At 68.9% G+C, this 26010-nt stretch carries 23 protein-coding genes, 1 tRNA gene and 3 pseudogenes; 7 read left to right on the top strand and 20 right to left on the bottom strand.

The window, feature by feature from the left end; translation table 11 throughout:
• Positions 1-31: 31 nt before the first annotated feature.
• Both PGN25_07390 and PGN25_07385 read right to left on the bottom strand, forming a co-directional pair.
• Positions 32-1345 (bottom strand): replication-associated recombination protein A, encoded by a 1314-nt coding sequence (locus PGN25_07390; protein MEH3117420.1) that lies wholly within the window; start codon positions 1343-1345, stop codon positions 32-34.
• 90 nt (positions 1346-1435) lie between these two features.
• Positions 1436-1964, bottom strand: a pseudogene (locus PGN25_07385) (ISAs1 family transposase).
• 86 nt (positions 1965-2050) lie between these two features.
• On the opposite strand from PGN25_07385, the gene PGN25_07380 reads away from it, so the two are divergent.
• Positions 2051-2140: transfer RNA gene (locus PGN25_07380), tRNA-Ser, on the top strand.
• Between the two features lie 175 nt (positions 2141-2315).
• Here PGN25_07380 and PGN25_07375 read toward each other — a convergent pair.
• The 9 genes from PGN25_07375 to PGN25_07335 all read right to left on the bottom strand — a co-directional run bounded on the left by PGN25_07375 (position 2316) and on the right by PGN25_07335 (position 9151).
• The gene (locus PGN25_07375; GenBank protein MEH3117419.1) at positions 2316-2666 is read right to left on the bottom strand and encodes a hypothetical protein; all 351 of its coding nucleotides are present in this window, start codon (positions 2664-2666) and stop codon (positions 2316-2318) included.
• 152 nt (positions 2667-2818) lie between these two features.
• Positions 2819-3217, bottom strand: a complete 399-nt coding sequence (locus PGN25_07370; GenBank protein ID MEH3117418.1) for a hypothetical protein — start codon at positions 3215-3217, stop codon at positions 2819-2821.
• A gap of 623 nt (positions 3218-3840) precedes the next feature.
• Complete coding sequence (locus PGN25_07365) at positions 3841-4416, bottom strand: hypothetical protein (protein MEH3117417.1); 576 nt, start codon at positions 4414-4416, stop codon at positions 3841-3843.
• A gap of 49 nt (positions 4417-4465) precedes the next feature.
• On the bottom strand, positions 4466-4972 hold the full coding sequence (locus PGN25_07360; protein ID MEH3117416.1) for a hypothetical protein: 507 nt from the start codon (positions 4970-4972) through the stop codon (positions 4466-4468).
• Between the two features lie 574 nt (positions 4973-5546).
• Positions 5547-6848, bottom strand: a complete 1302-nt coding sequence (locus PGN25_07355) for a hypothetical protein (protein MEH3117415.1) — start codon at positions 6846-6848, stop codon at positions 5547-5549.
• A 212-nt stretch (positions 6849-7060) separates the two neighbouring features.
• Positions 7061-7561, bottom strand: coding sequence for an HK97 family phage prohead protease (locus PGN25_07350; GenBank protein MEH3117414.1), 501 nt, complete (start codon positions 7559-7561; stop codon positions 7061-7063).
• Complete coding sequence (locus tag PGN25_07345) at positions 7558-7860, bottom strand: hypothetical protein (GenBank protein ID MEH3117413.1); 303 nt, start codon at positions 7858-7860, stop codon at positions 7558-7560. The genes PGN25_07350 and PGN25_07345 overlap by 4 nt, the downstream gene beginning before the upstream one ends.
• Complete coding sequence (locus tag PGN25_07340) at positions 7857-8300, bottom strand: gene transfer agent family protein (protein ID MEH3117412.1); 444 nt, start codon at positions 8298-8300, stop codon at positions 7857-7859. Before PGN25_07340 ends, PGN25_07345 begins: the two co-directional genes overlap by 4 nt.
• Positions 8297-9151, bottom strand: coding sequence for a phage portal protein (locus PGN25_07335; GenBank protein MEH3117411.1), 855 nt, complete (start codon positions 9149-9151; stop codon positions 8297-8299). The genes PGN25_07340 and PGN25_07335 overlap by 4 nt, the downstream gene beginning before the upstream one ends.
• On the opposite strand from PGN25_07335, the gene PGN25_07330 reads away from it, so the two are divergent.
• A complete protein-coding gene (locus PGN25_07330) occupies positions 9078-10730 on the top strand; it encodes an IS1182 family transposase (GenBank protein MEH3117410.1) in 1653 nt (550 codons plus the stop codon). The two genes, PGN25_07335 and PGN25_07330, sit on opposite strands and share 74 nt — an antisense overlap.
• Before the next feature lie 66 nt (positions 10731-10796).
• On the opposite strand, the pseudogene PGN25_07325 reads toward PGN25_07330, so the two are convergent.
• A pseudogene (locus PGN25_07325) lies at positions 10797-11009 on the bottom strand (IS481 family transposase).
• Positions 11010-11064: 55 nt separating this feature from the next.
• On the opposite strand from PGN25_07325, the pseudogene PGN25_07320 reads away from it, so the two are divergent.
• Positions 11065-12930: pseudogene (locus PGN25_07320) on the top strand (Tn3 family transposase).
• Here the strand turns inward: PGN25_07320 and PGN25_07315 are convergent.
• Positions 12927-13652 carry an AraC family transcriptional regulator N-terminal domain-containing protein gene (locus tag PGN25_07315; protein ID MEH3117409.1) on the bottom strand — a complete coding sequence of 242 codons (726 nt, stop codon included), beginning with the start codon at positions 13650-13652 and terminating at the stop codon, positions 12927-12929. The pseudogene PGN25_07320 and the gene PGN25_07315 overlap by 4 nt on opposite strands.
• 149 nt (positions 13653-13801) lie before the next feature.
• Here PGN25_07315 and PGN25_07310 point away from each other — a divergent pair, with 149 nt between their 5' ends.
• Complete coding sequence (locus tag PGN25_07310; GenBank protein MEH3117408.1) at positions 13802-14827, top strand: aldo/keto reductase; 1026 nt, start codon at positions 13802-13804, stop codon at positions 14825-14827.
• A gap of 153 nt (positions 14828-14980) precedes the next feature.
• On the opposite strand, the gene PGN25_07305 is transcribed toward PGN25_07310, so the two are convergent.
• The 3 genes from PGN25_07305 to PGN25_07295 form a co-directional block, all read right to left on the bottom strand.
• Positions 14981-15685, bottom strand: a complete 705-nt coding sequence (locus PGN25_07305; GenBank protein MEH3117407.1) for a type 1 glutamine amidotransferase — start codon at positions 15683-15685, stop codon at positions 14981-14983.
• A 10-nt stretch (positions 15686-15695) separates the two neighbouring features.
• The gene (gene eat / locus PGN25_07300; protein MEH3117406.1) at positions 15696-17072 is read right to left on the bottom strand and encodes an ethanolamine permease; all 1377 of its coding nucleotides are present in this window, start codon (positions 17070-17072) and stop codon (positions 15696-15698) included.
• A 76-nt stretch (positions 17073-17148) separates the two neighbouring features.
• On the bottom strand, positions 17149-18309 hold the full coding sequence (locus PGN25_07295; GenBank protein ID MEH3117405.1) for a ceramide glucosyltransferase: 1161 nt from the start codon (positions 18307-18309) through the stop codon (positions 17149-17151).
• A 114-nt stretch (positions 18310-18423) separates the two neighbouring features.
• Here PGN25_07295 and PGN25_07290 point away from each other — a divergent pair, with 114 nt between their 5' ends.
• The gene (locus PGN25_07290) at positions 18424-19320 is read left to right on the top strand and encodes a histone deacetylase (GenBank protein MEH3117404.1); all 897 of its coding nucleotides are present in this window, start codon (positions 18424-18426) and stop codon (positions 19318-19320) included.
• A 534-nt stretch (positions 19321-19854) separates the two neighbouring features.
• On the top strand, positions 19855-20286 hold the full coding sequence (locus PGN25_07285) for a DUF1810 domain-containing protein (protein ID MEH3117403.1): 432 nt from the start codon (positions 19855-19857) through the stop codon (positions 20284-20286).
• Positions 20287-20852: 566 nt separating this feature from the next.
• Here PGN25_07285 and tsaA read toward each other — a convergent pair.
• Positions 20853-21353, bottom strand: a complete 501-nt coding sequence (gene tsaA / locus PGN25_07280) for a tRNA (N6-threonylcarbamoyladenosine(37)-N6)-methyltransferase TrmO (protein MEH3117402.1) — start codon at positions 21351-21353, stop codon at positions 20853-20855.
• Positions 21354-21491: 138 nt separating this feature from the next.
• Here tsaA and PGN25_07275 point away from each other — a divergent pair, with 138 nt between their 5' ends.
• Positions 21492-22979 carry an AMP nucleosidase gene (locus PGN25_07275; GenBank protein MEH3117401.1) on the top strand — a complete coding sequence of 496 codons (1488 nt, stop codon included), beginning with the start codon at positions 21492-21494 and terminating at the stop codon, positions 22977-22979.
• Positions 22980-23210: 231 nt separating this feature from the next.
• Here the strand turns inward: PGN25_07275 and PGN25_07270 are convergent, their stop codons facing one another.
• From PGN25_07270 to cysT, 3 genes are read right to left on the bottom strand one after another with little or no spacing between them, the layout of a single operon-like run.
• On the bottom strand, positions 23211-24236 hold the full coding sequence (locus tag PGN25_07270) for a sulfate/molybdate ABC transporter ATP-binding protein (protein MEH3117400.1): 1026 nt from the start codon (positions 24234-24236) through the stop codon (positions 23211-23213).
• A gap of 22 nt (positions 24237-24258) precedes the next feature.
• Positions 24259-25161, bottom strand: coding sequence for a sulfate ABC transporter permease subunit CysW (cysW, locus tag PGN25_07265; GenBank protein ID MEH3117399.1), 903 nt, complete (start codon positions 25159-25161; stop codon positions 24259-24261).
• Positions 25154-26008, bottom strand: a complete 855-nt coding sequence (gene cysT / locus PGN25_07260) for a sulfate ABC transporter permease subunit CysT (GenBank protein MEH3117398.1) — start codon at positions 26006-26008, stop codon at positions 25154-25156. Before cysT ends, cysW begins: the two co-directional genes overlap by 8 nt.
• Between the last annotated feature and the right edge of the window lie 2 nt (positions 26009-26010).

Raw genomic sequence — 26010 nt, 5'->3', positions numbered from 1 at the left:
TTGTCGCGCTTGCGGTGTCTCGCCTGGGTGCTCAGTCCTCGCCCCGCCGCTCCTGCCGCAGCCGCTCCCAATAGGCCAGCCGCTCGCGGTAGCGCGTCTCCATGCCCCGGTCGGTCGGCTCGTAGAAGTGCTGCCGGCCGAGACCTTCGGGCCAGTAATCCTGGCCCGAGAAGGCGTCGGGCTCGTCGTGGTCGTAGCGGTAGCCTTCGCCGTAGCCGATCCGCTTCATCAGCCCGGTCGGCGCGTTGAGGATGGTGCGCGGTGGTGCCAGCGAGCCGGCGGTCTTGGCCACGCGCGTGGCCGCCTTGTAGGCGGTGTAGACCGCGTTCGATTTCGGGGCGCAGGCGAGATAGACCGTGACCTGCGCCAGCGCGAGCTCACCCTCCGGGGAGCCCAGGAAATCGAACGCGTCCTTGGCGGCATTCGCGACGACGAGGGCCTGCGGGTCGGCGAGCCCGATATCCTCCACCGCCATCCGCACGAGCCGGCGGGCGATGAACAGCCGGTCCTCACCCGCGTCCAGCATCCGGCAGAGATAGTACAGCGCCGCATCAGGATCGGAGCCGCGCACGGTCTTGTGCAGTGCCGAGATCAGGTTGTAGTGGCCCTCCTGCGCCTTGTCGTAGATCGGCGCGCGGCGCTGCACGAGCGTCTGGAGCTTTTCGGCGTCGAGGATCTCGTCGGGGCGGGCCGAGCGCCAGACCTCTTCGGCCAACGTCAGCGCGGCGCGTCCATCCCCGTCGGCCATCCGGATCAGCGCCGCGCGCGCCTCCTCGTCGAGGGGAAGGGGATAGCCTTCCAAGTCCTCGGCGCGGGCGAGCAGCCGGGCGAGCGCGGCTGGATCGAGGGCGCGGAACAGCAGCACCCGGGCGCGCGAGAGCAACGCCGCATTCAGCTCGAAGGAGGGGTTTTCGGTCGTCGCCCCGACGAGCGTGACGGTGCCATCCTCCATCACCGGCAGGAAGGCGTCGAGCTGCGCCCGGTTGAAGCGATGGATCTCGTCGACGAACAGCAGCGTCCCCTGTCCGATCGCCCGCCGCTTGCGCGCCGCCTCGAACACCTTGCGCAGATCGGCAATACCGGAGAAAATCGCCGAGATCTGCTCGAAGTACAGGTCGGTCTCGTGGGCGAGCAACCGCGCCACGGTGGTCTTGCCGGTGCCGGGCGGCCCCCAGAACACCAGCGAGCCGAGGGAGCGCGAGGCGAGCAGCCGCGTCAGCGCCCCGTCGGGCCCGGTCAGATGCTCCTGCCCGACCACTTCGGGCAGGCGGCGTGGGCGCAGGCGGTCCGCGAGCGGGCGGGGCGCACCCGTATCGAGGCCGGCGGAGACGAACAGGTCGGACATGCAGGGCATCAACACCGCGCCCGGGTCTGTCCGCAAGGGCTCTTCCACAAGCCATGCCGATCGCAGGCCAGGGCGATCGCTTGAAGGATTTCAGGCAGTCTGGGTGACGATGGCCCGGAGATAGCCGTGATTCCAGGCGGCGGCTTTTCGGCGGGTCTCACTGCGACTATGGTCGAGCGTGTCGGTGTCCTGGGTGTCGAGGGAGGCGTTGCCGGGATTATCGGAGAACAGGCGCCCGTCCTCGGCAAGCCGGGGCCAGTTGTCCTTGAGGGCGAGGCGGTCGTCGGCGCCCTTGTCGAGGATGGTTTGTGCGATGGCGGTCTGGGTGCCCATGGCGTCGATCGTCACCAGAGCGCCGGTCAGATGAAGCCGTTGCAGCAGAAGCGGGATGGCGACGATCTCGTTGGCCTTCTCGCACACCGCTTCCTGGCCGAGGCCGAGACGCGTGGAGCAGATGGCCGCCCTTGGCACGGCCACGACGCGAACTCTTGCCGTTCACCGCGACGCTGTCCGGCTCCGCCGCGCGAAGGGCCTCGACCGAGGTCATGAAGCAGTCCGAGAACAGGTCCGAGTCCAGCGCGTTCAGGACATCATTGACGGTGTCGTGCGATGGGATGCCGTATTCGGCAAGCCGTCCCCTTAATGCCGGCTTGTGGGACCGCTGTCCGCGTGCTAGGGCGCATCCTGCCGATACGGCACCTCTGCGGAGAGGTGGCAGAGTGGTTGAATGCACCGCACTCGAAATGCGGCATGGGTGCAAGCCCATCGGGGGTTCGAATCCCCCCCTCTCCGCCACTCGATTTTATCGTTCAAAATCAACCACTTAACCTTCGGATTGTGCAACGCTTTGTAGCGGCGTTGTGGTAGAAGTGGTGTAGCGATTCCGGCGCTCAGAATGGCGACCCGAACGAAGAAGGCCCCGGCGGGGTACGCCGGGGCCTTCTCATGAGGTTCGTGTGGGAGCGTCAAGCTACTTGGGATCGATGGCGCCGCTGATGCGCCCCGACGTGAGATTCGCGGCAGTCCGCGCGAGAGCCGCATCTTCGGTCGCGACAGTCGCGGACGGATCCCACGCATTGAGGTGAGCGGTGATTTCGTCATTTGTCGCGCCGCGCGCCTGGAGCTTCGAGAGCTCGACCGCAATGGCGCGCTCCTTCTCGATCATGTCCTTGGCGGTGGACAAGCTGGCATCCAAGATCGCCCGCATATCTTCCTCATCGCCCCACTCGCGGTCATGGTCAGGAAGCGTTTTTGCGTACTCAAGCGCCCAGATGAGCGCCTTCGCGATAATGTAGCCGTCTCGGCCGGTAACGCTCTGCATATCATTCGCCTTCATGATTGGTGGTGACGGGTTGGTTTAAGCGCCGAGCGGACGGGTACGCGTCCGATTGAGCGGAATGTTGCTCGCTAAAGTCCGTGGGACACGCAAGCTGAACGTTTAGCTTGACCGTAGGAGATGTGATTTGGCGGCCTTCAGGCCTCGTCCAGCTCTGCAAGCGTGGCAGCGAGATCGTCCACGTCGATCCCATCGACAATGCGCGGCGAGCGTGGCGTGATGCCGTTCGCCCGCAGCACATCTGCGATGGACGGCTGAGCCAGGGCAGGCGTCGGCCGTCGCCTCCGCGAAGTGGCCGCCGAGACGATCGCCCGGAACTCGTCTTCCTGCTGCGCGAGCTGCCGGTCGATCTCGTCGGCGAAAGGCAGATCGCTGATGATGTGGATGCCGTCGAGCGTCTGAACGGCGATGACGGCGCCGAGATGTGGGTGCTCGCCGCTCGTAATCGCGGCGGTGCCTACCGTGCCGAAGCTCGGCAGTTCAAGCTCGGCGTAGACTTCCGCCCAAGCTTCCATGGTGATCGTGCGTCCGTGCATATCTAACCCCGTAGGCGGTCATTGATTTTGATTTGCCGCCTTCTTCGATTTGGCTGATTTGGGATTCGCCGGCAAGGGGTTTTTAACGCACAGATAGCAATTTTAGCAGCACATCAATTTTGATTTACTTCGATACACTGGAAGCGTTGCTTTGCGAGGCCTGTGGCGCCGAAATTTCGCATTAGAGGCCCACACAGACTCGCCGCGAGATTTTGGGTGTCCGGTAGCTCGAATATGCTCCGTGAGTCTGTGTGGGCCTCTGTGGCGATTCTGGAGGCTATCTAGCTTGACTGGAGAAGCCGGAGGCATCGGCCGGGAGTTGGGTTCTGAAAGATGAGGGCCGCAACCCAAAGCCGGGAGTTCGAGAATGGGAGGCGCCAAGCTACGTGCCGGAGAGGGTCACGCGGAGGCTGTCACGACGGCGCCGTTTTATGATCTTCGTCTCTTTCTCTGGATGCCTATTAATATACCCCGCGGTCGTGACAGCCTCCGCGTGACCCTCTTGCTGCTGCAACTCCCGGATCGTCGTTTTCGCGTTTCGAAACAAAGGGTTAGACTTACCGGCGAGGGTCACGCGTATTTTGTCACGACGTTGACGATCTGAGAGGGTCACGCGGAGGCTGTCACGACGGAGTGCCCTCCCATGGGCCGCCCTCGCCCTCCAGCTTCGCCAACGCGTTGAGCGTGTTCCGGGCGCGATCCCGGTCTACGGGCTCACGAAGTGCCGTTGCGAGGCGCGGCGCGAACTCTGCCGGCTCGGGATCGCAGCCGCTCTCCCAACGCATTCGCAACAGGACGAGGCGAGCCGTCATGTAGCTCTGCGCCTGTTTCCGGTGCTGGCGTTGACGTGGCCCATCGATCTCAAGCCACTTCTTCAAGAGGAAGCGCTGTGCCTGAGCGTTCTCGGGCGTGAGCGGATCGTCCGGCATGTCGAGATCGGCAAGCGTGGCGGCAACGTCGGCCATATCGACGTCGCTCACGGCCTCAACGGCTGCCGCCTCGGCAGCACGCTTCTTCGCGCGGATCGCACGCTGGATAGGCGCATTCAACTCGCGTTGGCGGGCAACGCGCTTCTCCGCGAGCGCGATGGGGATCGGGGCTCCGGTGCGCGGGCAATAGACGTAGCGGATCGCCGGAGTAGGCTCTACGCCACTTTCAGGTTGCGCCCCGGCAGAGTTGTCGGTATCACGGTCGTGCATATCTAAACCTTTCAGCCGCCCGGGTTTTCCCGTGGCGGCTTTCTTTTGTTCAGTGGCCGGTGAACGCCTCGCGGATCTGGCGCGCCATCTCCACCGCGAAAGACGGAGAGACGGAGGCGAGCGTGCTTTCCGTGCCGTCCTTCGGCTTCGCGACGATCCGCACGCCCCGGCCGGCGCGGGCAATGACGAGAAGATGGTCGCCGAGATCCATCACGGTGGCCTTGCCGGGCGTCATCGCGAACGACAGCTCCGGGTCGCTCTTGCCTCCGGCGGCGGACAGCACGGCGGCGGACAGCACGGCGGCGAGCACGCGCGCCTTCTCCGGCGGGATCGTCGGGAGCACCTTGTCGTGAACCGACACGAGGAAGCCGCCGCCCACGGGCTGGCAGGTGATGCCGGGAAACTCGGGAGGGATCTCGCCCTCTTGGATTGCACGGCTGATCCACGCCCCGATGACAGCGGCGGCGTTCGGCAGGCCGCGATGACGGGCAATCGCCTCGATCTGCTCGAAGCGAGCGCGAGGAAGGGAAACGGTCGTTCTGGGGGCGGGCGGCATAGGTTGGTCGAATTCACGTTGGTTTCGGTATGTGAATTCTACGGGATCGGCCGGGGAGCGACAAGCGCTCTTTCCAGAGATGCAGCCGCGCCGGAACGGAAAACGGCGAGGTGACGTACAAGGTCACGCTCGCCGTTGGTCCCTGGTCTTGGCTGTGGCTGATCCCGCTCGGGTAATCCCCTAACGGGCTAAGCCAGGATCGAACGCCTAGCCGCGAACGCTCCTAGCCTCGTTGTAGCGCGGTGCATGAGGTGCTGCATGCGACAGCCTGTCGCAGGCATTTTGCAAGCGCGGCTAAGAAAGCCTTCGCCCTTTGGTAACACTCTCTCAGGAGCTCGCCCGGTCATTAACCGTGATCGTCTCGGTGTTAGCCGAATGGGTAACGGTGTGATGGTAGGGTGAGTGTGGCTCGAGGCGGGCGGCCTATCTGTGGCAGGAGCGACCGCCCGTCCTCGGCCTGGCAGGAGTGGACCAAAGACCGCCGCGGGGTCCAAACTCGCGGCGGCACCCTCCTACGCGCCTAGTGTATCGCGCGGACGTGTCCGACGCATTAACCCGTTCGCATCATCTCGACCTAGCGCCGCATGTGATCGAACAGGCCGCCGGGCCGGGAATAGGCGCGCATCTCCTGCGCCATGATCCCACGCACCATGGCGTCGATTTGCTGGCCGACCTGTTGCCCGACCTGGCCGGCGAGGTTCGCGTTCTGCTCCGGCGTTCCGCCCGTCGCCTGCACGGTGATCGATGGCGCCACGGTGATGACGGAGCCGCGGGCGCCGGTCGCTGCGAGGTTCGCCTTCGGGATCGCAGGAGCGCGGCCGGCGACGATCCCGCCATCCGCGTAGCCGCGCCGGCCGAGGCGCATGGCCTCGACCACGCCGACGCCACCCGCGCGCCGAATATCGGCCTGGCTCCAAACCACCTCGCCGGCATGAACGATGCCGGCCGGCTTGTGCTTCCCGCCTGGTCCCGTCCAACCGCCCTCGCTGAAACCCATCAGCTTGCCGAGGATGCCGCCGACACCACCACCGGCCGGCGCGGCGCCGCCGAACAAGCCGGCGAGGGGGCCGGAGCCCATCAGGGCGGCTTGAAGGGCGGCCTTGGCGATGCTCTTGGCGAGGCTGTCGAACACGTCGGCCACACTGCGTCCTTCGACGAGGAGATCGCCGAGGGCGTCGGTCATGGCATCGCCGAGATACCGTTGCGTCTCCTGCATGCGGCGCTGCGCGGCCTCGGCCTCGTCGAGCTTGACCTTGGCGCTGGCGTAGGCGGTCGCGAGCGTGTCGACCTTGGCTTTGAGCTGATCCGTGATCGGCAAATTCGCCTTCTTGGCCGCCTCGAGGAGCCGGAACGCGGCCTCGGCCTTGGCTACCTCCTGCGCGCTCCGGCCGACCGCGGCGCGCTCGTTGTCGAAGGCGCGGGTGCGCTTCTCGATAGCGGCCACCTCCTTTTGGAAAGCGTCCTCCTTGTCGGCGCCGCCGCCCTTCTTGTCCGCGTCCTTCTTGGGCGGCTTGATCTTGGCGTCGAGCGAGCCGTTATCCAGGCCACCGTTCGTCGGCGAATTCATGATGCGGTTCGCGGCGGCGAGGTTCGCCTTGTTGCGGAGGGCCTCGAGGCCCTTGGCGCCGGCATCGAGGGCCGATCCCACATAGTCGACCGACAGGGCCTCGAACGCCTTGCCGTAGGCGTCGCCCGCCACCTTGCCGGCGCCCGCGTAGCGGTTCGCCACCTGGCCGAGGTTCACATCAGGGATCTTGCCGAGACCCACGTCGATCCCAACCTTGCCGCCCGCCGAGTTGACGGCCGAGGTGATCGAATTGACGGCGCCGACCACGCGGTTGACCGCGGCCTGGACGGTCGCGACGACGGCATTCATCGCGTTGACGATGGTCTCGGCGATGGCGTTGCCGAGGGCGGCCGACTTGGTCTCGATCGCGCCGAGGCGCTCGCCGAGCTTGGCCTCGATGGCCTCGAGGGTCTTGGTGATGTCCGCGGCCAGATCGGTGTCGCCGTCCGCGTCCTTGAGCTCGAGGAGCGAGCCCTCGAGGTTGGCGTGATGCATGAACATGTGTGCTGTGTTTCCTTGAGTCAGAGCTTCGCGAGGAAGCGGTTGAGGGAGGCGGCGATTGCGACGGCCGCGGCGCCGTTCTTCGCCGTGCGGATGCGCGCACGGGGATGGGCGGGGACGCTCACGAGGCTCACCTCGGCGAGCTCGAGCGAGCGGATGGTGCGGCCGGTGCGGTGATCCGCACGGGGCGCCCAGGACTTCTTGTCGAAGCCGATGCTGATGCCGGTGATCGCGCCGGCCTGGATCATGGTCCGCACCTCGTCGGCGCGGGCCTGGCCGACGAACAGGCGGCCCTTCACCTCGAGGCCCTCGGCCGTCTCGGTGAACCGATCCCACACGCCGACCACCTGGCCGGGATCGTGCGCGAACAGCATGGGAAGCGAGGCCGGGAGCGGGGTGAAGGCGCCCTTGGTGATGATGTCGCCGTATCGGTCGGCCGAGGCGAAGGACCACGCGAGGGCGGTGATCTCGCCCTCGTCGGTCGCGGTGATCGCGGCCTTGCGCTCGAGGAAGTCGGTCACGGCCGGGCTTCCCGAATGTCGCAACGGAGGCGGACGCGCTGAAACTTGGTCCCGTAGTTGTCGACGCGAATGTGATCGTGGACGAACTTGGACGGAAAGCGAGATTTGACGTAATCGTAATTCTCGCTCACCCACGCGGCGCCTTGATTGTCGAATATGTCGACAAGCCGCGCAAAGTGCTTGTCGTTCTCGGCCTCGTTGACGGCCGACCTTTCATCGTCTTGATCCTCCATGAACGCCTGTAGGTTCTGGCGGTCACGCTCGGCATAGGCGAGTTCGATCTCCTCCTCGCGGGTCACGCGCCGGCCTCCTCGGTGAGGGGCGCGCGGCGCCGCGGCGGGGCGTTCCAGATGTCGACGGCCGGAGCCTCGGGAGCCGGGAGCTCCTCCACCGGTGCGGGTGCCTCCTCGACCGGGAGCTCCTCGCGGCTGGTGCCAAAGAACAAGCTGCCGAGCACGCTCATGGCGAGAAGCATTCCCTCCTCGAGCGGCGCGGCCGGGAGGTAGGCGGCGACGAGGCGGGCGGCTTCCTTCGGGGACATGCCGCCACCGATGAGGCCGAGGCGGATCGTGTGCTCCACGTCCGCGTGATGGAACGTGCGCTCCTCGATCACGCGACGGACAAGGGCGCCGATCCCGGCGCCGGTTGCAGCCTCAAGCTCGCGCACGATGTGCGACGGGGCCAGGTCGAACACGTGCTCGGCGTCGCCGAAGAACGCGGCGTGAGAGGTCTTGCTCATGCGTCCGCGCCCTCCTCGGCGGCGGGCTTGGCTTCCGGCTTGGCGGTGCCGGGCGTGGTGTAGGGACTGCCGAGCTCGTTGCCCTGCGGGTGAGACGGGAGGTTGAGGGCGCGGCGCTCCTCGTTGGCTGTCACCACGCCTGCGGCGCGGCGCTTCGCCAGAGCGTCGGACTTCGCGGCCAGGTCGGCGCGGTCGAGCGCGTCGGTATCGATGGCGATGCGATAGGCCGGGAGCTCGTCCTCCTCGAGGAGGCACCGCTCGAGAGCGGCCTCCCAGGACATGACGAGCGGGAGAATGGCCTCGTCGCGGAACGCCTGGCCGAGGGCCTCGGCGTTGGAGAACGTGGCGCTCGACAGGTCGCCGAGCATGATGGCCGGCACGCCGAACAGGTTGGCGATCTCGCGCACCTGATGCTGGCGCTGCGCCATGAACTCGGCGTCGACCGACGTGAGCGCGACCTGATTGAACGTGGCGCCACCCTCAAGCACGGCCGTTTTGCCTGCGCCGCCGCCGCCAAAAGCCATCTGCCAGGATCGCGCGAGCTTCGGAGCGCCCGTGTCGCCAAGGTCGCCGGGGACACTGATGATGCCACCGGGGCGAGCGCCGTTGCCGAACAGGAGCGCCGCGTGGCTTTCGAGGGTGATGGCGAGGCCGATGGCCTCACGGCCGAGATGGATCGGGGAGGCGCCGGTCACGCCATCGATGCTCGGGGCGTGAACATGGAGAAGATACTGTCGGCGAATCAGATGGTCGGGGGTGTTGGCACGGAGGTGCGCGATGAGCCTGCGACCGGAACCGATCGGCGCGATCCCCGTCGAGACGGCGCGCGTGGCGCGCGCGGCTTTCCCCAAAGGGACGGTCGCGACGCGGTTGCGCGATGAGTTCAGCGCCCTCTACCAGGACGAGGACTTCCGCGATCTCTATCCGACCCGCGGCCAGCCCGGTCTTGCGCCCTGGCGGCTGGCCCTGGTCACGGTCCTCCAGTTCTCCGAGCACCTGAGCGACCGTCAAGCGGCCGACGCCGTACGTGCACGCATCGACTGGAAGTACGCGCTCGGTCTCGAATTGACCGATCCGGGCTTCCACTTCAGCGTGCTGACCGAGTTCCGTGCCCGTCTCATTGCCGGCGGCGGCGAGCAGTTGCTGCTGGACCGGATGCTCGCCCGCTTCAAGGCTCGGGGGCTGGTCAAAGCGCGCGGCAAGCAGCGCACCGACAGCACGCACGTGCTGGCTGCCGTTCACGATCTGCACCTCCTTGAACTGGTCGCCGAGACCCTGCGCGCTGCGCTCGACGATCTCGCTGCCGTCGCTCCGGACTGGCTGCGCGGCATCGCTCGACCGGTCTGGTTCGAGCGCTATGGACGCCGGGTGGAGGACTATCGCCTGCCCAGGGCTCGGACGGAACGCGAGGCACTCGCTCTTGCGATCGGTACGGACGGGTTTGCCCTACTCGAAGCGCTGGACGCGCCGGCGGCACCGCCTGAGGTGCGGGCCGTGCCGATGGTGGGAACGCTGCGCGATGTATGGCGAGTGCATTATGCCCGCGAGGGAAGCGGGCCGCCACGGTGGCGCAGCGGCGCCGAGTTGCCGCCGGTCGGCGAGCGACTGCAGTCTCCCTACGACCCGGAGGTCCACTACAGCACCAAGCGGCAGATGGAATGGTCGGGTTACAAGGTACACGTCACCGAAGTCTGCGATGCGGACGCGGCCCATCTGATCACAAACGTGATGACCTGTCCGGCGATGCAGCCGGACATGGCGAGCACGGCCGCGATCCACGAGCAGCTGGCGGCAAAGAACCTTCTGCCGGCCGAGCACTTCGTGGATGCCGGCTACGTCGATGCGGGACTGCTGGTCGGTAGCCGACGCGACCATGACGTCGCGTTGGAAGGGCCGGTCCGCGCCATGCCGAGGCGGGCGACGCAGGCTGAGCAGACCTATGAACAGCGCCACTTCGCAATCGACTGGGAAGGCGAGCGGGTCACCTGTCCCCAGGGCAAGACGTCAGTGACGTGGCGCGCTACCCGCGACGAGGTCGGTGCCCCGCGCTTCCAGGCGGTGTTCAGCCGGACCGATTGCGGCGCCTGCGCGACGCGAGCGCTTTGCACCGCGTCGAAGGAGGCGCGCCGCTCCGTCTACTTCCTGCCGCGCCCGGAATACGAGGCGCTGAACGCCGCTCGAGACCGGATGCAGGATCCAGCCTGGAAGCAGCGGTATCGCATCCGCGCCGGGATCGAAGGCACGCTCTCGCAGGGCGTGCGGGCCTTCGGACTACGCAGGAGCCGATACATCGGCCAAGCCAGGACCGGACTGCAGCAGGTGTGCGTGGCCGCAGCGATGAACGCCGCGCGGGTCGTACACTGGTTGGCGGCAGTGCCGCGAGCCAGGACGCGCACGACACGCTTCGCAGCCTTGGCACAGGCCGCCTGATTCGCCGACAGTATCTGGAGAATGTCGCGCCAGGGGAGGTCGACCGTCTGGCCGTGGATCGTGGCCGACCGCCTCGTCCTCCTGTGACAGCACCGTCGAGCGGGGATCCTTCGGACCCGTGCGCTGATCGGCGACCGAGGTCCGCTGCCGCCACTTGGCGACCGTCTTCCGGTTGATCCCGTAGCGCTTCGAGAGCGCCCTCAGGCTCGCTTGACTATGCTGGATCGCTCGACGGACTGCCTCCGTCGTGGTGGCGCTGCCGTGAAGAACTTGGCCCATAGCGCGTCCCTCCACTCCAACGTGAAGAGTGCACCATCAAACCCTGGGATCAAACAACTATGCCGCGCTGGCGAGCGCCAGCCACGCGCTCCTGCGACGGATCGGCCCCGCGTTCCTTAACGGGTTCGCGTTCGCGGGGATCGCAAGCTGCGCCAGCCTCCTGCGCGGCGTCGAGACCATGCGGACCTTCTACCAGGGATCGCGCCGCAGTTTCCCCGCCGATCTCCCGACCGGCTTCGTGCGCAAGAGCTGGCGCAACGCCGTCCATCGCGAGGGAAGGATCAACAGCGCAGCCTTCGAACTCTGCCTGTTCGCCGAACTGCGCGACAGGCTGCGCGCGGGCGATGTCTGGGTCGTCGGCAGCCGACAGTACCGCGCCGTCGAGGACCAGATGATCCCCACGCCCCTGTTCAGGGCGATGAGGCAGGCCGGTCCCTTGCCGCTCGCCGTTCCGGACGATCCCCGGCTCTGGCTCGAGGAGCGCAGGGCGCTTCTCACTGAGCGGCTGGACGAGATCGAACGACGCGCCGGTCGCGATCTTCTGGCCGCTGTCCGCGTGACCGGCACCGCCTTGCGGATCACGCCGCCGCAGGCGGTCACACCCGCGGCGGCCGAACGGCTCGCCGAGCGGATCCAGACCCTGATGCCCCGCGTGCGCATCACGAACCTGATGACCGAAGTCGCGCGCTGGACGAACCTGTGCGACGACTTCACCCACGCGCGCACGGCGCTGCCGGCAGCCGATCCCCGCGTCGTGCTGACCGCGGTGCTGGCGGACGCCACCAATCTCGGGCTGACACGCATGGCCGAGGCCTGCGCCCACACCAGCTACCGTCAGCTCGCCTGGACCGCAGGCTGGCACCTGAGCGAGGAGAACTACGGTCGAGCCCTCGCCAGGATCGTCGCCGCCCAGCACGACCAGCCGCTGTCGGCCGCCTTCGGGTCCGCCGCCGTGTCGAGTTCGGACGGCCAGAACTTCCCGCTCGGCGGGCGGGGCGAGGTCGCCGGTACGGTCAACCCGCACAAGGGATCGAACCCCGCCGTCTCCTTCTACACCTTCGTCTCCGGACGCTACGCGCCCTTCCACACCAAGGTCATCTCGGCGACCGAGTGTGAAGCCGCCCACGTCCTCGACGGCCTTCTGGGGGGCGAGGTCGAGATCGCCGTCCACCACACCGACGGCGGCGGCGTCTCCGACCATGTGTTCGCGCTCTGCCATCTGCTCGGGTTCCGCTTCGCCCCGCGCATTCCGAACCTCTCCCACCGAAAGCTGCACGCCTTCGGCCCGTCCAGCCGGTGGCCGACGCTCGAACCCTTCCTCGGGAACCGGATCGACGAGCCGCTGATCACGAGGCATTGGGACGACATGCTGCGCGCGGGGACGTCGGTGCGCATGGGCGTCGTGCCCGCCTCGCTCCTCCTGCGAAGGCTCGGATCCTATCCGCGCCAGAACGCGCTGGCCCTGGCCCTTCGCGAGGTGGGACGCATCGAACGCACTCTCTTCACGCTGGACTGGCTGGACGATCCCTCGCTTCGCCGGCAGGCCAGCGCCGAGCTGAACAAGGGCGAGTCCCGCAATGCCCTCGCCCGGGCCATCTGCTTCCACCGCCTCGGACGACTACGCGACCGCACCGCCGAGAGCCGGCAACATCGCGCCAGCGGCCTCAACCTCGTGGTCGCCGTCATCATCCTCTGGAACACCGTCTACATGAACCGCGTCCTACGCCACCTGCGCGACGACCGCGGCGAGGACGTTCCGGCCGAATGGCTGCCGCATCTGGCGCCCCTCGGCTGGCAGCACATCAACCTCACCGGCGACTATATCTGGTCCGACGAGCCGCGGATCGAAGCCGACGGGTTCCGGGCGCTCAATCGGACCCTGACAGCCCTGAACCCAGATGTTCTTGATCTGTCCGCTTAACGTGGTTTGGTGCCCGTTCTATGTCGGCTCCCCTGGAAGCTCGCCGGGCTCATGCCGGCGAGCGCCGCCAGATCCGCGACGCGCAAGGGCTCGGCGTAGTGTGCGCGGATCCGTGCGGTCGCCCGGCCGATCCGCGCAGCGTGGCCGTCCGGCAGGCCGATCTGCCGCAGCGCCGACCCGAGCGGCCCGTTGAGCAGCCGCCACAGGATTTCCCGGCCGATCAGCGGCGCCAGCACCGGCCGGTCGCGGGGCTGGTCGAGCAGGGCGAGCAGACGCGTGAGAGGATCGCACAGGGCGGGGTCGAGCGCGACGGTGCGCAGCGGCGCGAAGACGGACGCGTGCGGCTGCGGCTCGGCGAGCGCCTCGGCCTGCCCGCCGAGCAGTTCGGCCAGGGTCCGCCCGTCGATGGCGAGGCTGAAGGCGAGATAGGGCCGCGCCGGGCTCGCCTCGGTGATCCGGGCGGTGACCGCGAGGTCGAGGGAGGCGAGCAGCGCCTGTCCGGCGGCGTAGCGAAACGCGGTGTCGCCGAGCAGAGTCGTCTTGGCGCCCTGCACCACGACGCAGAAGGAGGGCCGGTAGACCGAGCGGATCGGACCGCTCGGCCCCTCGGCGCGGTTGAGGAGCAGCCCGTCCAGCGGCGTTTCCCGGCCGAACCGGTGCCATTGCCGCTCGACCAGCCCCGCGAGGCCGGCCGGATCCGTCGTCGCACGATCCGTCGTCATGGGCTCAGCCTAGCGCCGATACGTCGTCCGCGCATCCGCGGCGCGGGGCTTTGAGAGGATCGGGCAAGAGCCTGAGAGGATCGGCGGCGCGCCGCCGGCCCCGGCAGGCGTAACAGTCCGGCCTCTCATCGTACCGGAGAAACCCGTCCATGCGCATGCGCTCCCTCGGCCAGAGCGGCCTGTTCGTCTCCGAACTCTGCCTCGGCACCATGACCTTCGGCGGCAGCGAGGGGCTGTGGGGCCAGATCGGCCGCCTCGGCCAGGACGAGGCCGACGCCCTCGTGAAGACCGCGCTCGATGCCGGCATCAACTTCATCGACACCGCCAACGTCTATGCGGGCGGGATGAGCGAGCGCATCCTCGGCCAGTCGCTCAGGAATCTCGGCATCGCCCGCGACGACGTGGTGGTCGCCACCAAGGTGCTGGGCCCGATGGGCGAGGGGCCGAACGCCCGCGGCGCCTCGCGCGGGCATATCCTCAGCCAGTGCAAGGCGAGCCTCGCCCGGCTCGGCCTCGATCATATCGACCTCTACCAGATCCACGGCTTCGACCCGGCGACGCCGATCGTCGAGACGCTGGAGGCGCTCGACACCCTCGTGCGTCACGGCCATGTCCGGTATCTCGGCCTGTCGAACTGGGCGGCGTGGCAGGTGATGAAGGCGGTCGGCCTCACCGAGATGCGCCACCTCGGTCCGATCGTCTCGCTCCAGGCCTACTACACCCTGGTCGGGCGCGACTTGGAGCGCGAGATCGCGCCGATGCTGACGGCCGAGCGGATCGGCCTGATGGTCTGGAGCCCGCTCGCCGGCGGCTACCTCTCCGGCAAGTACGACGGTGAAGGGAAGGCCGCGGACGGGCGGCGCACCACCTTCGATTTCCCGCCGGTCGACCGCACCCGCGGGGCCGCGACGCTCGACGCGATGCGCGCGGTCGCCGGGGCGCAGGGCTGCAGCGTGGCGCAGGTGGCGCTGGCGTGGCTCCTGCAACGGGAGGCGGTCACCAGCGTGATCGTCGGCGCCAAGCGCATCGAGCAGCTTCAGCACAACATCGCCGCCACGCGGGTGCGGCTCGACGCCGACGACCTCGCCGCGCTCGATGCGGCCACGCGGCTGCCGCCGGAATATCCCGGCTGGATGCTGGAGCGGCAGGGCGCCTACCGGGGGACATCCGCTTGATGGCTTCGGATCTCTGCCGCGCGCCGTCATCGCGAGCGTCAGCGAAGCGATCCGGCGGCGCGACCTTTCCGGACATGGGAGCGCCCTGGATTGCTTGCGCCGAGCCTCGCAATGACGGCGTGTGGCAGAACCCGAAGCGATGAACCGGATGACCTACGCGTTCAGGAAGCGGCGGATCCAGCCCGCCACCCGGGCGCTGTCGTGCGGCGCATCCAGCGAGGCCAGCGCCGCGGCGACGAGGTCGGGCTGCGTCGCGCCGGCGCGGTGGCCGTCGGTGAGCGCCCGGGCGTAATCGGGCGCGAATTCCGGATGGCACTGGAAGGAGAGGGCGGGGCGGTCGGTCCAGGCCAGCACGCCGTAGGGCGTGAAGGCGCTGCCCGCCAGCACCCGTGCGCCGGGCGGCAGGGCGACGACCTGATCCTGATGGCTCACGGGGATGGCGATTTTGTCCGCCTCGTCCATGAACGGCGCACGCTCGACCACGCCGTAGACGTGCAGCCCCAGGCCCCAGCCGCGTTCGGAGCGCTCCACCCGCCCGCCGAAGGCCTGCGCCAGGGCCTGATGCCCGAAGCAGAGACCGACGAGCTTCTTCGAGGGATCGAGGTCGCGCAGGAAGGCGAGAAGATCCGCGACCCACGGGATCGGATCGTAGACCGAGGCCGGCGAGCCGGTGACGACGAAGGCGTCGAAGGTCTCCGGCGCTCCGGGCCAGTGGCCCGCGGTCACGTCGAAGCGCTCGAAGGTGTGGCCCGAAAGAGCGTCTTGGCCGATCAGCGCCGCGACCATCGCGCCGTAGGAGGCAAAGCGCCCGCCGAGCCGCTCGGGCGGATGGCCGGTCTCGAGGATGGCGATTCTCATGGGGCTCGATCTAGATCGCCGGGTCGAAAGCGGAAGCCGTCGCCGGTGCCGTCGGCTTCGCCACGAGCCGCACGAGCAGCACCGCAGCCGCCATCACGGCGAAGAAGATCGCGAAGATCAGCGGATTGTAGACGATGAGCGCGATCAGGCAGATCACGGCAAATGCCAGCGCGAAGGCCGGCGCGAGGGGATACAGCGGCGCCCGGTAGGGCCGGGCGAGATCCGGCTCGCTGCGACGCAGGCGGAACAGCGCGGCCATGCTCATCACGTACATGGTGAGCGCGCCGAACACCGCCATGGTCACGATGCTGGCGGTGAGCGATTGGCCCGCCACGCTGACGAGGTTGTCGCTGTAGATCGCGGCGATGCCGACGAGGCCGCCGGCCAGGGTCGCCACGTGCGGCGTCTGGAAGCGCGGATGCACCCGCGCGAACACGGCGGGCAGGAAGCCGGCGCGGGCCAGCGCGAAGATCTGGCGGGCATAGCCCATGATGATGCCGTGGAAGGAGGCGACGAGCCCGAACAGGCCGAGCCAGACCAGCATGTGCAGCCAGCCGCTCGACTCGCCGACGACCCGCTTCATCGCCTGGGGCAGCGGATCGTTGAGGTCGGAGAGCGATTGCCAGTCACCGGCCGCACCCGCGAACAGCATCACCCCGAAGGCCAGCGCGGTCAGCGTCAGCACCCCGGTGATGTAGGCGATGGGAATGGTGCGTTTCGGGTCCTTGGCCTCTTCGGCCGCCATGGCGACGCCCTCGATGGCGAGGAAGAACCAGATCGCGAAGGGGATCGCCGCGAAGATGCCGCCGACCGCCGCCGGGCCGAAGCCGTCCTGCCCGGCCCAGCCGCCGGCGGTGAAGTTCGCGAGGCTGAAGGCCGGGGCGACGACCCCCATGAAGACCAGAAGCTCGGCGACCGCCAGCACGGTGACGAACAGCTCGAAGGTGGCGGCGATGCGCACGCCGACGATGTTGAGCCCCATGAACAGCAGGTAGGCGCCGAGCGCCGCGTGCTTCGGATCGAGGCCGGGGAACTGGACGTTGAGATAGGCGCCGATGGCGAGCGAGATCGCGGGCGGTGCGAACACGAACTCGATCAGCGTCGCGTAACCGGCGACCGCCGCCCCCGTCGGCCCGAAGGCCCGCAGCGAGTAGGCGAAGGGGCCGCCCGCCTGCGGGATCGCGGTGGTGAGTTCGGTGAAGCTGAAGATGAAGGCCACGTACATCGCCGCCACGCACAGCGTGGTGACGAGGAAGCCGAGGGTGCCGGCTTGCGCCCAGCCGTAGCTCCACCCGAAATACTCGCCCGAGATCACGAGCCCGACGGCGATGCCCCAGAGATGGAAGGCGTTCAGGCTCCTGTCGAGCGCGGTCGAAGGCGTCGGCATCGTGGCGTCCCCGCATCCCGGCCCGTCAGGGGGCCACAGCGTGACCGGCCAAGCAAGAGCGTTGCCGTGTCTTCGGTCAAGCCGCGCTCGGCCCCGTCTCCAGCGGGGCGGCGTCGCGGGTGCGGATGTCCATCGGGTTGCCGCGCCAGACGATGGCGGTGCGCGCCCAGGCGCTCGCCCAGATCGCCGGCAGCAGGGCGTCGCGCACGAGGAAGGCCAGCAGCAGGCGCGGCGCGCGGTGCCAGCCGGCACGGAAGGCCAGCGCGAACTCCGCCCCGTACCAGAGAGCGCCGGTCGCGACGAGCCAGAGGGCCGCCTCCGTCGTGCCGGCGACGAGGCCGGCCAGCGCCAGCGGCAGGAACGCGCCGATGCCGATCTCGGGGGCGAAGAACAGCGGGAAGGTGACCCGCCGCAGCCGCGCCCAGCGCACCTGCCGCGACCACACCTCGGAGAAGTCGCGCCGCCCGAGCGGCTGGCGGAAGGGCGCGGCGACGAGATGCACCCGTCGGCCCGCCGCGCGCACGAGCTTGGTCGCGGCGGCGTCCTCGGCGATCTCGGCGTTGAGCGCGCGGATGCCGCCCTGCGCGTCCAGGAAGGGCTTGTGCCAGAGCATGCTCTTGCCCTGCGCGAAACCGAGGCCGAGCGCCTCGCCGGCATATTGCCAGCGCGCCTGCAGGGTGTTGAGGAAGGCGCACTCCACCTCGGCGAAGAAGTTTTCGGGTCGTGCGCCGATCGGCGTCGAGCAGACGAGGCCGGTATCGGCGCGCCACGCCGCCTGCATCTGCTGGATGTAGTCGGCGGGCATCAGCACGTTCGAATCGGCCAGGATCACCCAGTCGTGCCGGGCGCCGTCCCAGCCGCGCACGCAGTTGTTGAGCTTCGGGTTGCCGCCGATGCGCTCGTCGCCGAGGATCAGCCGCGAGGGGATGTGCGGGTGGGCCGCCCGCATCCGTTCCAGCAGCGGCAGGATCGGATCGCCCGCATCCGCCACGCAGAAGATCAGCTCGTAGGCAGGATAGTCGAGCCGGAAGCTCGCCAGCAGCGTCTCCTCGCTGAACGCTTCCAGGCCGCGCAAGGGGCGCACCACCGAGACCGGCGGGCCGGCGAGGAAGGCCGAGGGCTTGCCCCGGCGGCCGATGCGCAGGGCCGCCACCGCGAGGCTCGCGAGGTTGACGAGGACGAGCACCGCGCAGAGCGCGAGGGCGGCGGACGCGCCGCTCTCCGGCGTGGCGATCATGCGCGGCGTCTCCCGTCGGTGCTTGTCACCGGGCGCGACGGCGCGCCCCATCACGGGCCTAGCAGCGCCGCCGTATCAGGCGTGTGACACTCGATGCCCCGCGAGGCCGCCCCTTTGCCGCCGATCGTGTTCCATCCGGCCTACGAGGCCGCCCTGCCGGAGGGCCACCGCTTCCCGATGCGCAAGTACGGCCGGCTGGCCGAGATCCTGCGCGCCAGCGGCCTCGCGCCCCACGGTTTCGTCACCCCGGAGCCCGCCGACGCGGCCCTGCTCGCGGGCGCGCACGATCCGGCCTATGTCGAGGTGGTGCTCGCCGCGCGGGTGCCGCGCGCCGTCGAGCGGGCGATCGGCCTGCCGGTGACGGAGGGGGTCGCCGCCCGCGCCCGGGCATCCGCCGGCGGCACCCTCTGCGCGGCGCGGCTCGCACTGGCCCACGGGCTTGCCGGCAGCACGGCGGGCGGCAGCCACCATGCGCGGCGGGCGGGCGGCGCGGGCTTCTGCGTGTTCAACGACGTGGCGGTCGCCGCCCTGGCACTGCGGCGGGAGGGCGCGATCACCCGGGCGCTGATCATCGACCTCGACGTGCATCAGGGCGATGGCACCGCCGACTGCCTCGCCCGCGAGCCCGACCTGTTCACGCTCTCGATCCATTGCGAGCGCAACTACCCCTACGACAAGGTGCCGGGCGATCTCGATATCGGCCTGCCCGACGGGCTCGGCGACGCGGCGTATCGTGCGGTGCTGGAGGCGCGCCTGCCCGCGCTCGTGCGGGATTTTTCGCCCGACCTGATCTTCTACAATGCCGGCGTCGATCCCCATCGCGACGACCGGCTCGGCCGCCTCTGCCTCACCGACGACGGCCTGTCCGCCCGCGACCGCTACGTCGTCGGCCTCGCGCGGGCGGACAACATCCCGCTCTGCGCGGTGATCGGCGGCGGCTACGGCGGCGACGTCGAGGCGCTCGCCGCGCGTCACGCCCTCGTATTCGCGGCGATGGCGGCACTCGCCTGAGAACCTGTTTGACTGTAGTGATCCCATCTCGACCCTCATCCTGAGGTGCCGCGTGAGCGGCCTCGAAGGGTGCTCCAGATCCCGCGTGATTCCTGGAGCACCCTTCGAGGCCTCCGCTCCGGCACCTCAGGATGAGGGTGGGGATGGGAGTAGGATCTTCCTCTCGCCTTGCCGTTGCCTGACGAAGACACGGCAGCCGGTCAAACAGGCTCTGAGAACCTGTTCGTATCAGTTGTTCTGGCAAGCCCATCGTTCCTCATGCCGAGGTGCCGAGCGAAAGCTCGGCCTCGAAGCATCCCGGACGATCGATCCCAGGGCAGCGGTCTTCCGGGGAAGGCGTCGCGGCGTATTTCGGGTCGACTGGCGCAGCACTTCAGCATGTGGACCGTCCGGGACGCCAGAACAGCCGCTCAAACGGGTTCTGAGGAACGGTTGCGCGCCGTGCCGGTTTGCCCTGCCTCTCGCGCGAGACCTCATGGGGAGAGACGATACCGGCCGGTCGCCGAGAGCCTGCAATCCGCCGTCAAGGAGTCTATCGTGGACGATCCCTTCGACCTCAACCGCTTCGTGGAGGCTCAGGCCGATGTCTACGGGCAGGCGCTTGCCGAGCTTCGGGCCGGGCGCAAGGCGAGCCATTGGATGTGGTTCGTGCTTCCGCAGATCGCCGGGCTCGGCTCCAGCGCCATGGCCCGCCGCTACGCAATCCGCTCGCTCGCGGAGGCGCGGGCCTATCTCGCCCACCCGTTGCTCGGCGAGCGCCTGCGCGCCTGCACAGGGGCCGCGAATGCCTGGAAGGACCGCTCGGCCCGCGCCCTGTTCGGCACGCCCGACGACATGAAGTTCCGCTCTTGCATGACGCTGTTCGGGCGGGCCGATCCCGACGAGCCGGATTTCGTGCGGGCGCTGAACACGTTCTTCGAGGGCCGGCCCGATCCGATGACCCTGGAGGCGCTGGAGCGCGGGTGATCCGGAACTGAGAGCCCGTTGACCGGGAAAATCCCACCCCGATCCTCATCCTGAGCAACCGTTATGCGGCCGGCGTGTGGGCTTGCCATGGGGTGCCTCTGGCGAGGGCGGCGTTGGCGTAGGTGAGGAGCTTGCGGGCGAAGGCGATCAGCGCCTTCTTGTGGGTCTTGCCGCGGTCGATCAGGCGCGTCCGCCGCCGATGTGGCGTTCGCCTTCATGCTGCCCGCTGTCGTGGTCGAAGGGAGCGAGGCCGGCGAGGCTGGGCTCGGGCGCAACATTCCGGGCGCCGTGGGCCGGATGATGACTTCGGCCTGTCCTGCGTCCTTGCGAGGCGAAGCCGTGGCCATCCAGGGCGCGCCCTTTCCGGACAGGTCGCGCCCTGGATCGCTTCGCGGCCGCTCGCGAGGACGGCGTGGGGCGAAACCCGAAGCGATCGATCGGAAACGGTATGAGTTGCCGCCGGCTGCGCGGAACCCTGGCGAATGAAACCAGGGCAGGCACACACATGACGCTATGCTCGCTCAGATAGCGAATTTGTATTTGGACCGATCGCCGACAGGGCCGCCTCAGGCTCGCGACGCGGTTCCGGCCCGGTCGACCCGGGCCTCCGGGCGGCTGTCGGTCGAGGCGTGGTAGGGCTTGATGTCGATCAGCGGCGTGCCGTCGATGCAGTCGAGCCCGCGCACGCTCACCGTGCCGTCCTCGATCGCGAGCCGCTCCACCACCGCCAGCGCCACCGGGTTCGGCCGGGCCGGCGAGCGCAGCGAAAAGGTGCCGCGGCTGCCCTCGGCGTGGCGCGGGCGCTGGCGCACGAGGTCGCGGGCGGCCCGGTCCATCCAGTAGAGCACGATCAGGTGGGTGGCGCCCTCCACGTTCCGGAGCGCGGGGCGGTAGCGGGCCTCGACCTCCAGGGTGCAGACCGCGTCGGTCTGCGTGCCGTTCTTCGGGCATTCCGACCGGTTCTTCCAGGGCGTGCGTACCCGGCCGATGAAGTAGAGGCCGGCGTCGTATGCGGCGGGCAGGGAAACCGTCTCCTCGCCGGGGCGCCGCTCGACATCCTCATTCATCCGCCGCACTCCGTCGCATCGCAAAGCCCACCGTCTTGTCGCCGCGGGCCACGCCCGCCGCAAGGCGGTCCGGCGGGCGACTTGCTCGTCTTGTGGTCCAGGTCGGTATAGACCGGCGCGAGGGATCGGGGAGAGCGCATGGTCATCGACGAGTTGCGGCCGATGGAGGCCGTCGCCGACGCGGAGAGCGCGGTCGACCGGCTGGAGGCCCTGCACGCGGGTGCGATCCGGGCACTCCGGACGGCGTTGAACCGCTACCTCGAACGCCGTATCCCGCCGGACGCGGCCGAGCGGCTCCAGTTCCGCTATCCCGAACTGCGCCTGACCTACCGGCCGACGGGGCCGCTGCCGCGTCTCAACCGGGCGACCGCCAAGTTCCAGGCGCCGGGGCTCTACGCCACCACGGTGACCCAGCCCGGCTATTTCCGCGCCTACCTGCTGGAGCAGTTGCGGCCGCTCGTCGGCGATTACGGCGCGAGCATCGAGGTCGGGCTCTCGGGGCAGGAAATCCCCTACCCCTACGTCGTCGAGCCCGGCACCGATCTCGGCGGCAGCGGGGTCAGCACCAGCGACCTCGCCACGCTGTTTCCCACCCCGCTCCTCTCGGTGGTCGGCGACGAGGTGGCCGACGGGCTGTGGCTGGAGGCGCCGGGCGAGCCGCGCCCGCTCGCCCTGTTCGACGGCGTGCGCACCGACTACTCCCTGCGGCGGCTGGTGCATTACACCGGCTCGGACTGGCGCGAGATCCAGCCCTGGATCCTGCTCACCAACTACCACCGCTACGTCGACGGCTTCGTCCGCCACGGGTTGGAGCGGCTCGCGGCGGGGGAGGGGGAGCGGCTGGTCCTGCCCGGCGGCCTCGTCGTCGCGCGGGCCGATGCGGCCTCGGCCGACCCGGCGGCGCTGATCGCCGCCTCGCCCTGGCACAAGTACCAGATGCCGGCCTACCACCTCGTCGGCCACGGGCCCGACGGGGCGCCCCAGGGTACGACGCTGGTCAACATCGGCGTCGGCCCCTCGAACGCCAAGACGGTCACCGACCATCTCGCGGTGCTGCGTCCGCATTGCTGGCTGATGGTCGGCCATTGCGGCGGCCTGCGCCAGTCGCAGACCATCGGCGATTACGTGCTCGCCCACGGATATCTCCGCCGCGACCGCATCCTCGACGACCTCGTGCCGCCGGAGATCCCGGTGCCGGCGCTCGCCGAGGTGCAGATCGCCCTGCAATCGGCCGCCGCCGCAGTCACCGGCGAGCGGGCGGACGCGCTCAAGCGCCGCCTGCGCACCGGCACCGTGGTGACCTACGACGATCGCAACTGGGAGCTTCGCTTCAGCCAGGAGCGGCGGCGCATCAACCTCTCGCGGGCGATCGCCGTCGACATGGAGAGCGGCACCATCGCCGCGCAGGGGTTTCGCCTGCGGGTGCCCTACGGCACGCTGCTCTGCGTCTCCGACAAGCCGCTGCACGGCGAGATCAAGCTGCCGGGCGCGGCCAACGCCTTTTACGAGCGGGCGGTGGCCGAGCATCTCCGGATCGGGCTCGCCACCCTCGACGCGCTGCGCACCGACCGGGCGGGCCTGCACTCGCGCAAGCTCAGGAGCTTCGACGAGCCGCCGTTCCGGTAACGATCGCAATCGAGCGGGGGGGGCGTGTCCCCAGGGCCATCGCTCGAAGCCGCATGAGCGGCTTCGCGGCGCGGAGCGAAAGCCTGAGCCCGCGGACGCGGGCGCCGGCGTCTGAGGCTTGCAAAAAACCCAGGGCCATCGCTTCAAGCGATGGCCCTGGGCGTGTCCCGCGGCGTGGTGCAGAAGCCGGAGTTCGAATCACCCGGGACGAGGAACGTCCCGGAGGCGGGTTCACGCGAACACGTAACCGCCCACGATCCGAAGCCCTACCTCGCGGCCGGCGGCAAGACGGGTGGTGTCGGACGCTTCCACCACCACGACCTTCGCGTCCGGGCGATCGACTTCGATGCGCTGGCGCCCTTGGGTCCGGTACGAGGAGCGCACCGTCCCCGTGAGATGGGCCGCGTCGGCTTCGGCGAACTGAATCTGCCAGGGCCGGGCGTAGAGCTTGACCGGGCCGACCACGCCCTCCGGCGCGCTCAGCGGCGTCGGCCGGCCGTTGACCAGCACCTGCCCGTTCCGCGCGATCGCCTCGACCTCGATCGTGTCGCCCAAAAACTTCAGGACCGTCGGCGAGACCGGGCGTTCCTGCACCTCGTCCGGCGTGCCGACCTGTTCCAGGCGGCCGCGATCGAGCACCGCGACCCGGTCGGAGAGTTCGAGCGCCTCGTCCTGATCGTGGGTGACGAAGATCGTGGTCTGGCCGGTGCGGTCGTGGATCTCGCGCAGCCAGCGGCGCAGATCCTTCCGGACCTGGGCGTCGAGAGCGCCGAAGGGCTCGTCGAGCAACAGCACGCGCGGCTCGACGGCGAGGGCCCGGGCGAGCGCGATGCGCTGGCGCTGGCCGCCGGAGAGCTGGCTCGGATAGCGGTCGGCGAAGCCCGACAGCTTGATGAGGTCGAGCAGGTTGCCGACGCGGCGCCTGATCTCCGCCTTTTCCGGCCGCTCCGAGCGCTTCCGCGCGTTCAGGCCGTAGGCGATGTTGTCCGCCACCGTCATGTGCTTGAACAGGGCGTAATGCTGGAACACGAAGCCGACGGCGCGCCGCTGCACCGGCACCCGCGTGGCGTCGTCGCCGCCGAAGATGATCCGGCCGCGGTCGGGAAAGTCGAGCCCGGCGACGATGCGCAAGAGCGTCGTCTTGCCCGAGCCCGAGGGGCCGAGCAGCGCCAGCAATTCGCCGGCCCGCACGTCGAGGGTGAAGTCGTGCAGCACGGCGGCCGTGTCGAAGGTCTTCGACAGATCCTCGATGCGGATCGCGGCCGCCCTGCCGAGCGGATCAGTGACGCCGTGCGCCCGCCGCGATGTCGTCGGCGTAGCGCCATTCGAGGAGGGATTTGATGGCGAGGGTGACAAGAGCGAGGCCGGCAAGGAGGGAGGCGACGGCGAACGAGGCAACGAAGTTGTACTCATTGTAGAGGATCTCCACGTGCAGCGGCAGCGTGTTGGTGAGGCCCCGGATGTGGCCGGAGACCACGGAGACCGCACCGAACTCGCCCATCGCGCGGGCATTGCAGAGCAGGACGCTGTAGAGCAGGCCCCAGCGGATGTTGGGCAACGTCACCGTCCGGAAGGCGTGCCAGCCGGAGGCGCCGAGCGTCAGCGCCGCCTCTTCCTCGGCCGTCCCCTGTTCCTGCATCAGCGGGATCAACTGACGGGCGACGAAGGGGAAGGTCACGAAGACCGTGGCGAGCACGATGCCGGGAATCGCGAAGATGATCTGGATGTCGTGCTCCATGAGGAACGGCCCGAACAGGCCGCGCGAACCGAACACGAGCACGTAGATCAGGCCCGAGACCACCGGCGAGACCGAGAACGGCAGATCGATCAGCGTGACCAGCAGGTTCTTGGCCCGGAACTCGAACTTGGCGATGGCCCAGGCCGCGGCGACGCCGAAGACGAGGTTGAACGGCACGGCGATCGCCGCGACCGTGAGGGTGAGCCGGATCGCCGCTTGGGCATCGGGCTCGGAGAAGGCGGCGAGGTAGGCGCCCCAGCCCTTGGCGAGTGCCTGGGCGAACACCGTCAGAAGCGGCAGGACGAGGAACAGGCCGAGGAAGATCAGCGCGATCGCGATCAGCAGCCGGCGCACGAGCGGTCGCTCGGTGACGACGCTGCCGGGCGGTCGCAGGGCCTCGTCCTGCGGCGGGGCGAGGGGGCTTGGAGCCAGCGCCTCAGACATAGCCGAACCTCCTCCGGCTCCACGCCTGGATCAGGTTGATCGCGAGCAGGGTCAGAAAGGAAATCGCCAGCATGATCACGGCGATGGCGCTCGCGCCCGCGTAGTCGAATTCCGAGAGCTTGATGACGATGAGCAGCGGCGCGATCTCGGAGACGTAGGGCAGGTTTCCGGCGATGAAGATGATCGAGCCGTACTCGCCGACGCCCCGGGCGAAGGCGAGGGCGAAGCCGGTCAGCACCGCCGGGATCAGCGGCGGCAGCACCACCTTGGTCAGGGTCGCGATCCGCGACGCGCCGAGGATGGCGGAGGCTTCCTCGACTTCCTTGTCGATCTCGGCGATCAGCGGCTGCACCGTGCGGACCGCGAAGGGCAGGCCGATGAAGACCATGGCGATGAAGATGCCGAGCGGCGTGTAGGCCGCCTCGATGCCGACCTTGGCGAGTTGCGCGCCGACCAGGCCGTTCGGCGCGTAGAGCGAGGCGAGCGCAATGCCCGCCACCGCCGTCGGCAGGGCGAAGGGGAGGTCGACCACCGCGTCGGCGAGCTTGCGTCCGGGGAAGTCGTAGCGGGTCAGCACCCAGGCGACGATGCCGCCGAACACCGAGGCCGTGAGCGCCGCGAGCAGCGACACGCCGAAGCTGACCCGCAGCGCACTGAAGACCCGCGGGTCGGAGGCCACCGCCCAGATGCCGGACAGGCCGAGCCCCGAGGCCTGCACCACGAGGGTGGCGAGCGGCAGCAGCACGATCAGCCCGAGGCAGGTCAGCGTGTAGCCGAGCGTGATCCCGAAACCGGGGATCACGCTCTTCTGGCGGAAGCGCCGCCGGGGTTTCGCAGGCTCGCCCATAC

Origin of the sequence: Methylorubrum populi (genome assembly GCA_036946625.1) — a bacterium.
In the GTDB taxonomy this organism is placed as follows: Bacteria; Pseudomonadota; Alphaproteobacteria; order Rhizobiales; family Beijerinckiaceae; genus Methylobacterium; species Methylobacterium populi_C.
This window is presented reverse-complemented; position numbering and strand designations above follow the sequence as displayed.

Coding starts and splice junctions, on each gene's coding strand:
- PGN25_07390 (MEH3117420.1), bottom strand. CDS start 1,345: ATGTCCGACCTGTTCGTCTCCGCCGGCCTCGATACGGGTGCGCCCCGC.
- PGN25_07375 (MEH3117419.1), bottom strand. CDS start 2,666: ATGCAGAGCGTTACCGGCCGAGACGGCTACATTATCGCGAAGGCGCTC.
- PGN25_07370 (MEH3117418.1), bottom strand. CDS start 3,217: ATGCACGGACGCACGATCACCATGGAAGCTTGGGCGGAAGTCTACGCC.
- PGN25_07365 (MEH3117417.1), bottom strand. CDS start 4,416: ATGCACGACCGTGATACCGACAACTCTGCCGGGGCGCAACCTGAAAGT.
- PGN25_07360 (MEH3117416.1), bottom strand. CDS start 4,972: ATGCCGCCCGCCCCCAGAACGACCGTTTCCCTTCCTCGCGCTCGCTTC.
- PGN25_07355 (MEH3117415.1), bottom strand. CDS start 6,848: ATGAATGCCGTCGTCGCGACCGTCCAGGCCGCGGTCAACCGCGTGGTC.
- PGN25_07340 (MEH3117412.1), bottom strand. CDS start 8,300: ATGAGCAAGACCTCTCACGCCGCGTTCTTCGGCGACGCCGAGCACGTG.
- PGN25_07330 (MEH3117410.1), top strand. CDS start 9,078: ATGAGCCTGCGACCGGAACCGATCGGCGCGATCCCCGTCGAGACGGCG.
- PGN25_07315 (MEH3117409.1), bottom strand. CDS start 13,652: ATGACGACGGATCGTGCGACGACGGATCCGGCCGGCCTCGCGGGGCTG.
- PGN25_07310 (MEH3117408.1), top strand. CDS start 13,802: ATGCGCATGCGCTCCCTCGGCCAGAGCGGCCTGTTCGTCTCCGAACTC.
- PGN25_07305 (MEH3117407.1), bottom strand. CDS start 15,685: ATGAGAATCGCCATCCTCGAGACCGGCCATCCGCCCGAGCGGCTCGGC.
- eat (MEH3117406.1), bottom strand. CDS start 17,072: ATGCCGACGCCTTCGACCGCGCTCGACAGGAGCCTGAACGCCTTCCAT.
- PGN25_07295 (MEH3117405.1), bottom strand. CDS start 18,309: ATGATCGCCACGCCGGAGAGCGGCGCGTCCGCCGCCCTCGCGCTCTGC.
- tsaA (MEH3117402.1), bottom strand. CDS start 21,353: ATGAATGAGGATGTCGAGCGGCGCCCCGGCGAGGAGACGGTTTCCCTG.
- PGN25_07275 (MEH3117401.1), top strand. CDS start 21,492: ATGGTCATCGACGAGTTGCGGCCGATGGAGGCCGTCGCCGACGCGGAG.
- cysW (MEH3117399.1), bottom strand. CDS start 25,161: ATGTCTGAGGCGCTGGCTCCAAGCCCCCTCGCCCCGCCGCAGGACGAG.
- cysT (MEH3117398.1), bottom strand. CDS start 26,008: ATGGGCGAGCCTGCGAAACCCCGGCGGCGCTTCCGCCAGAAGAGCGTG.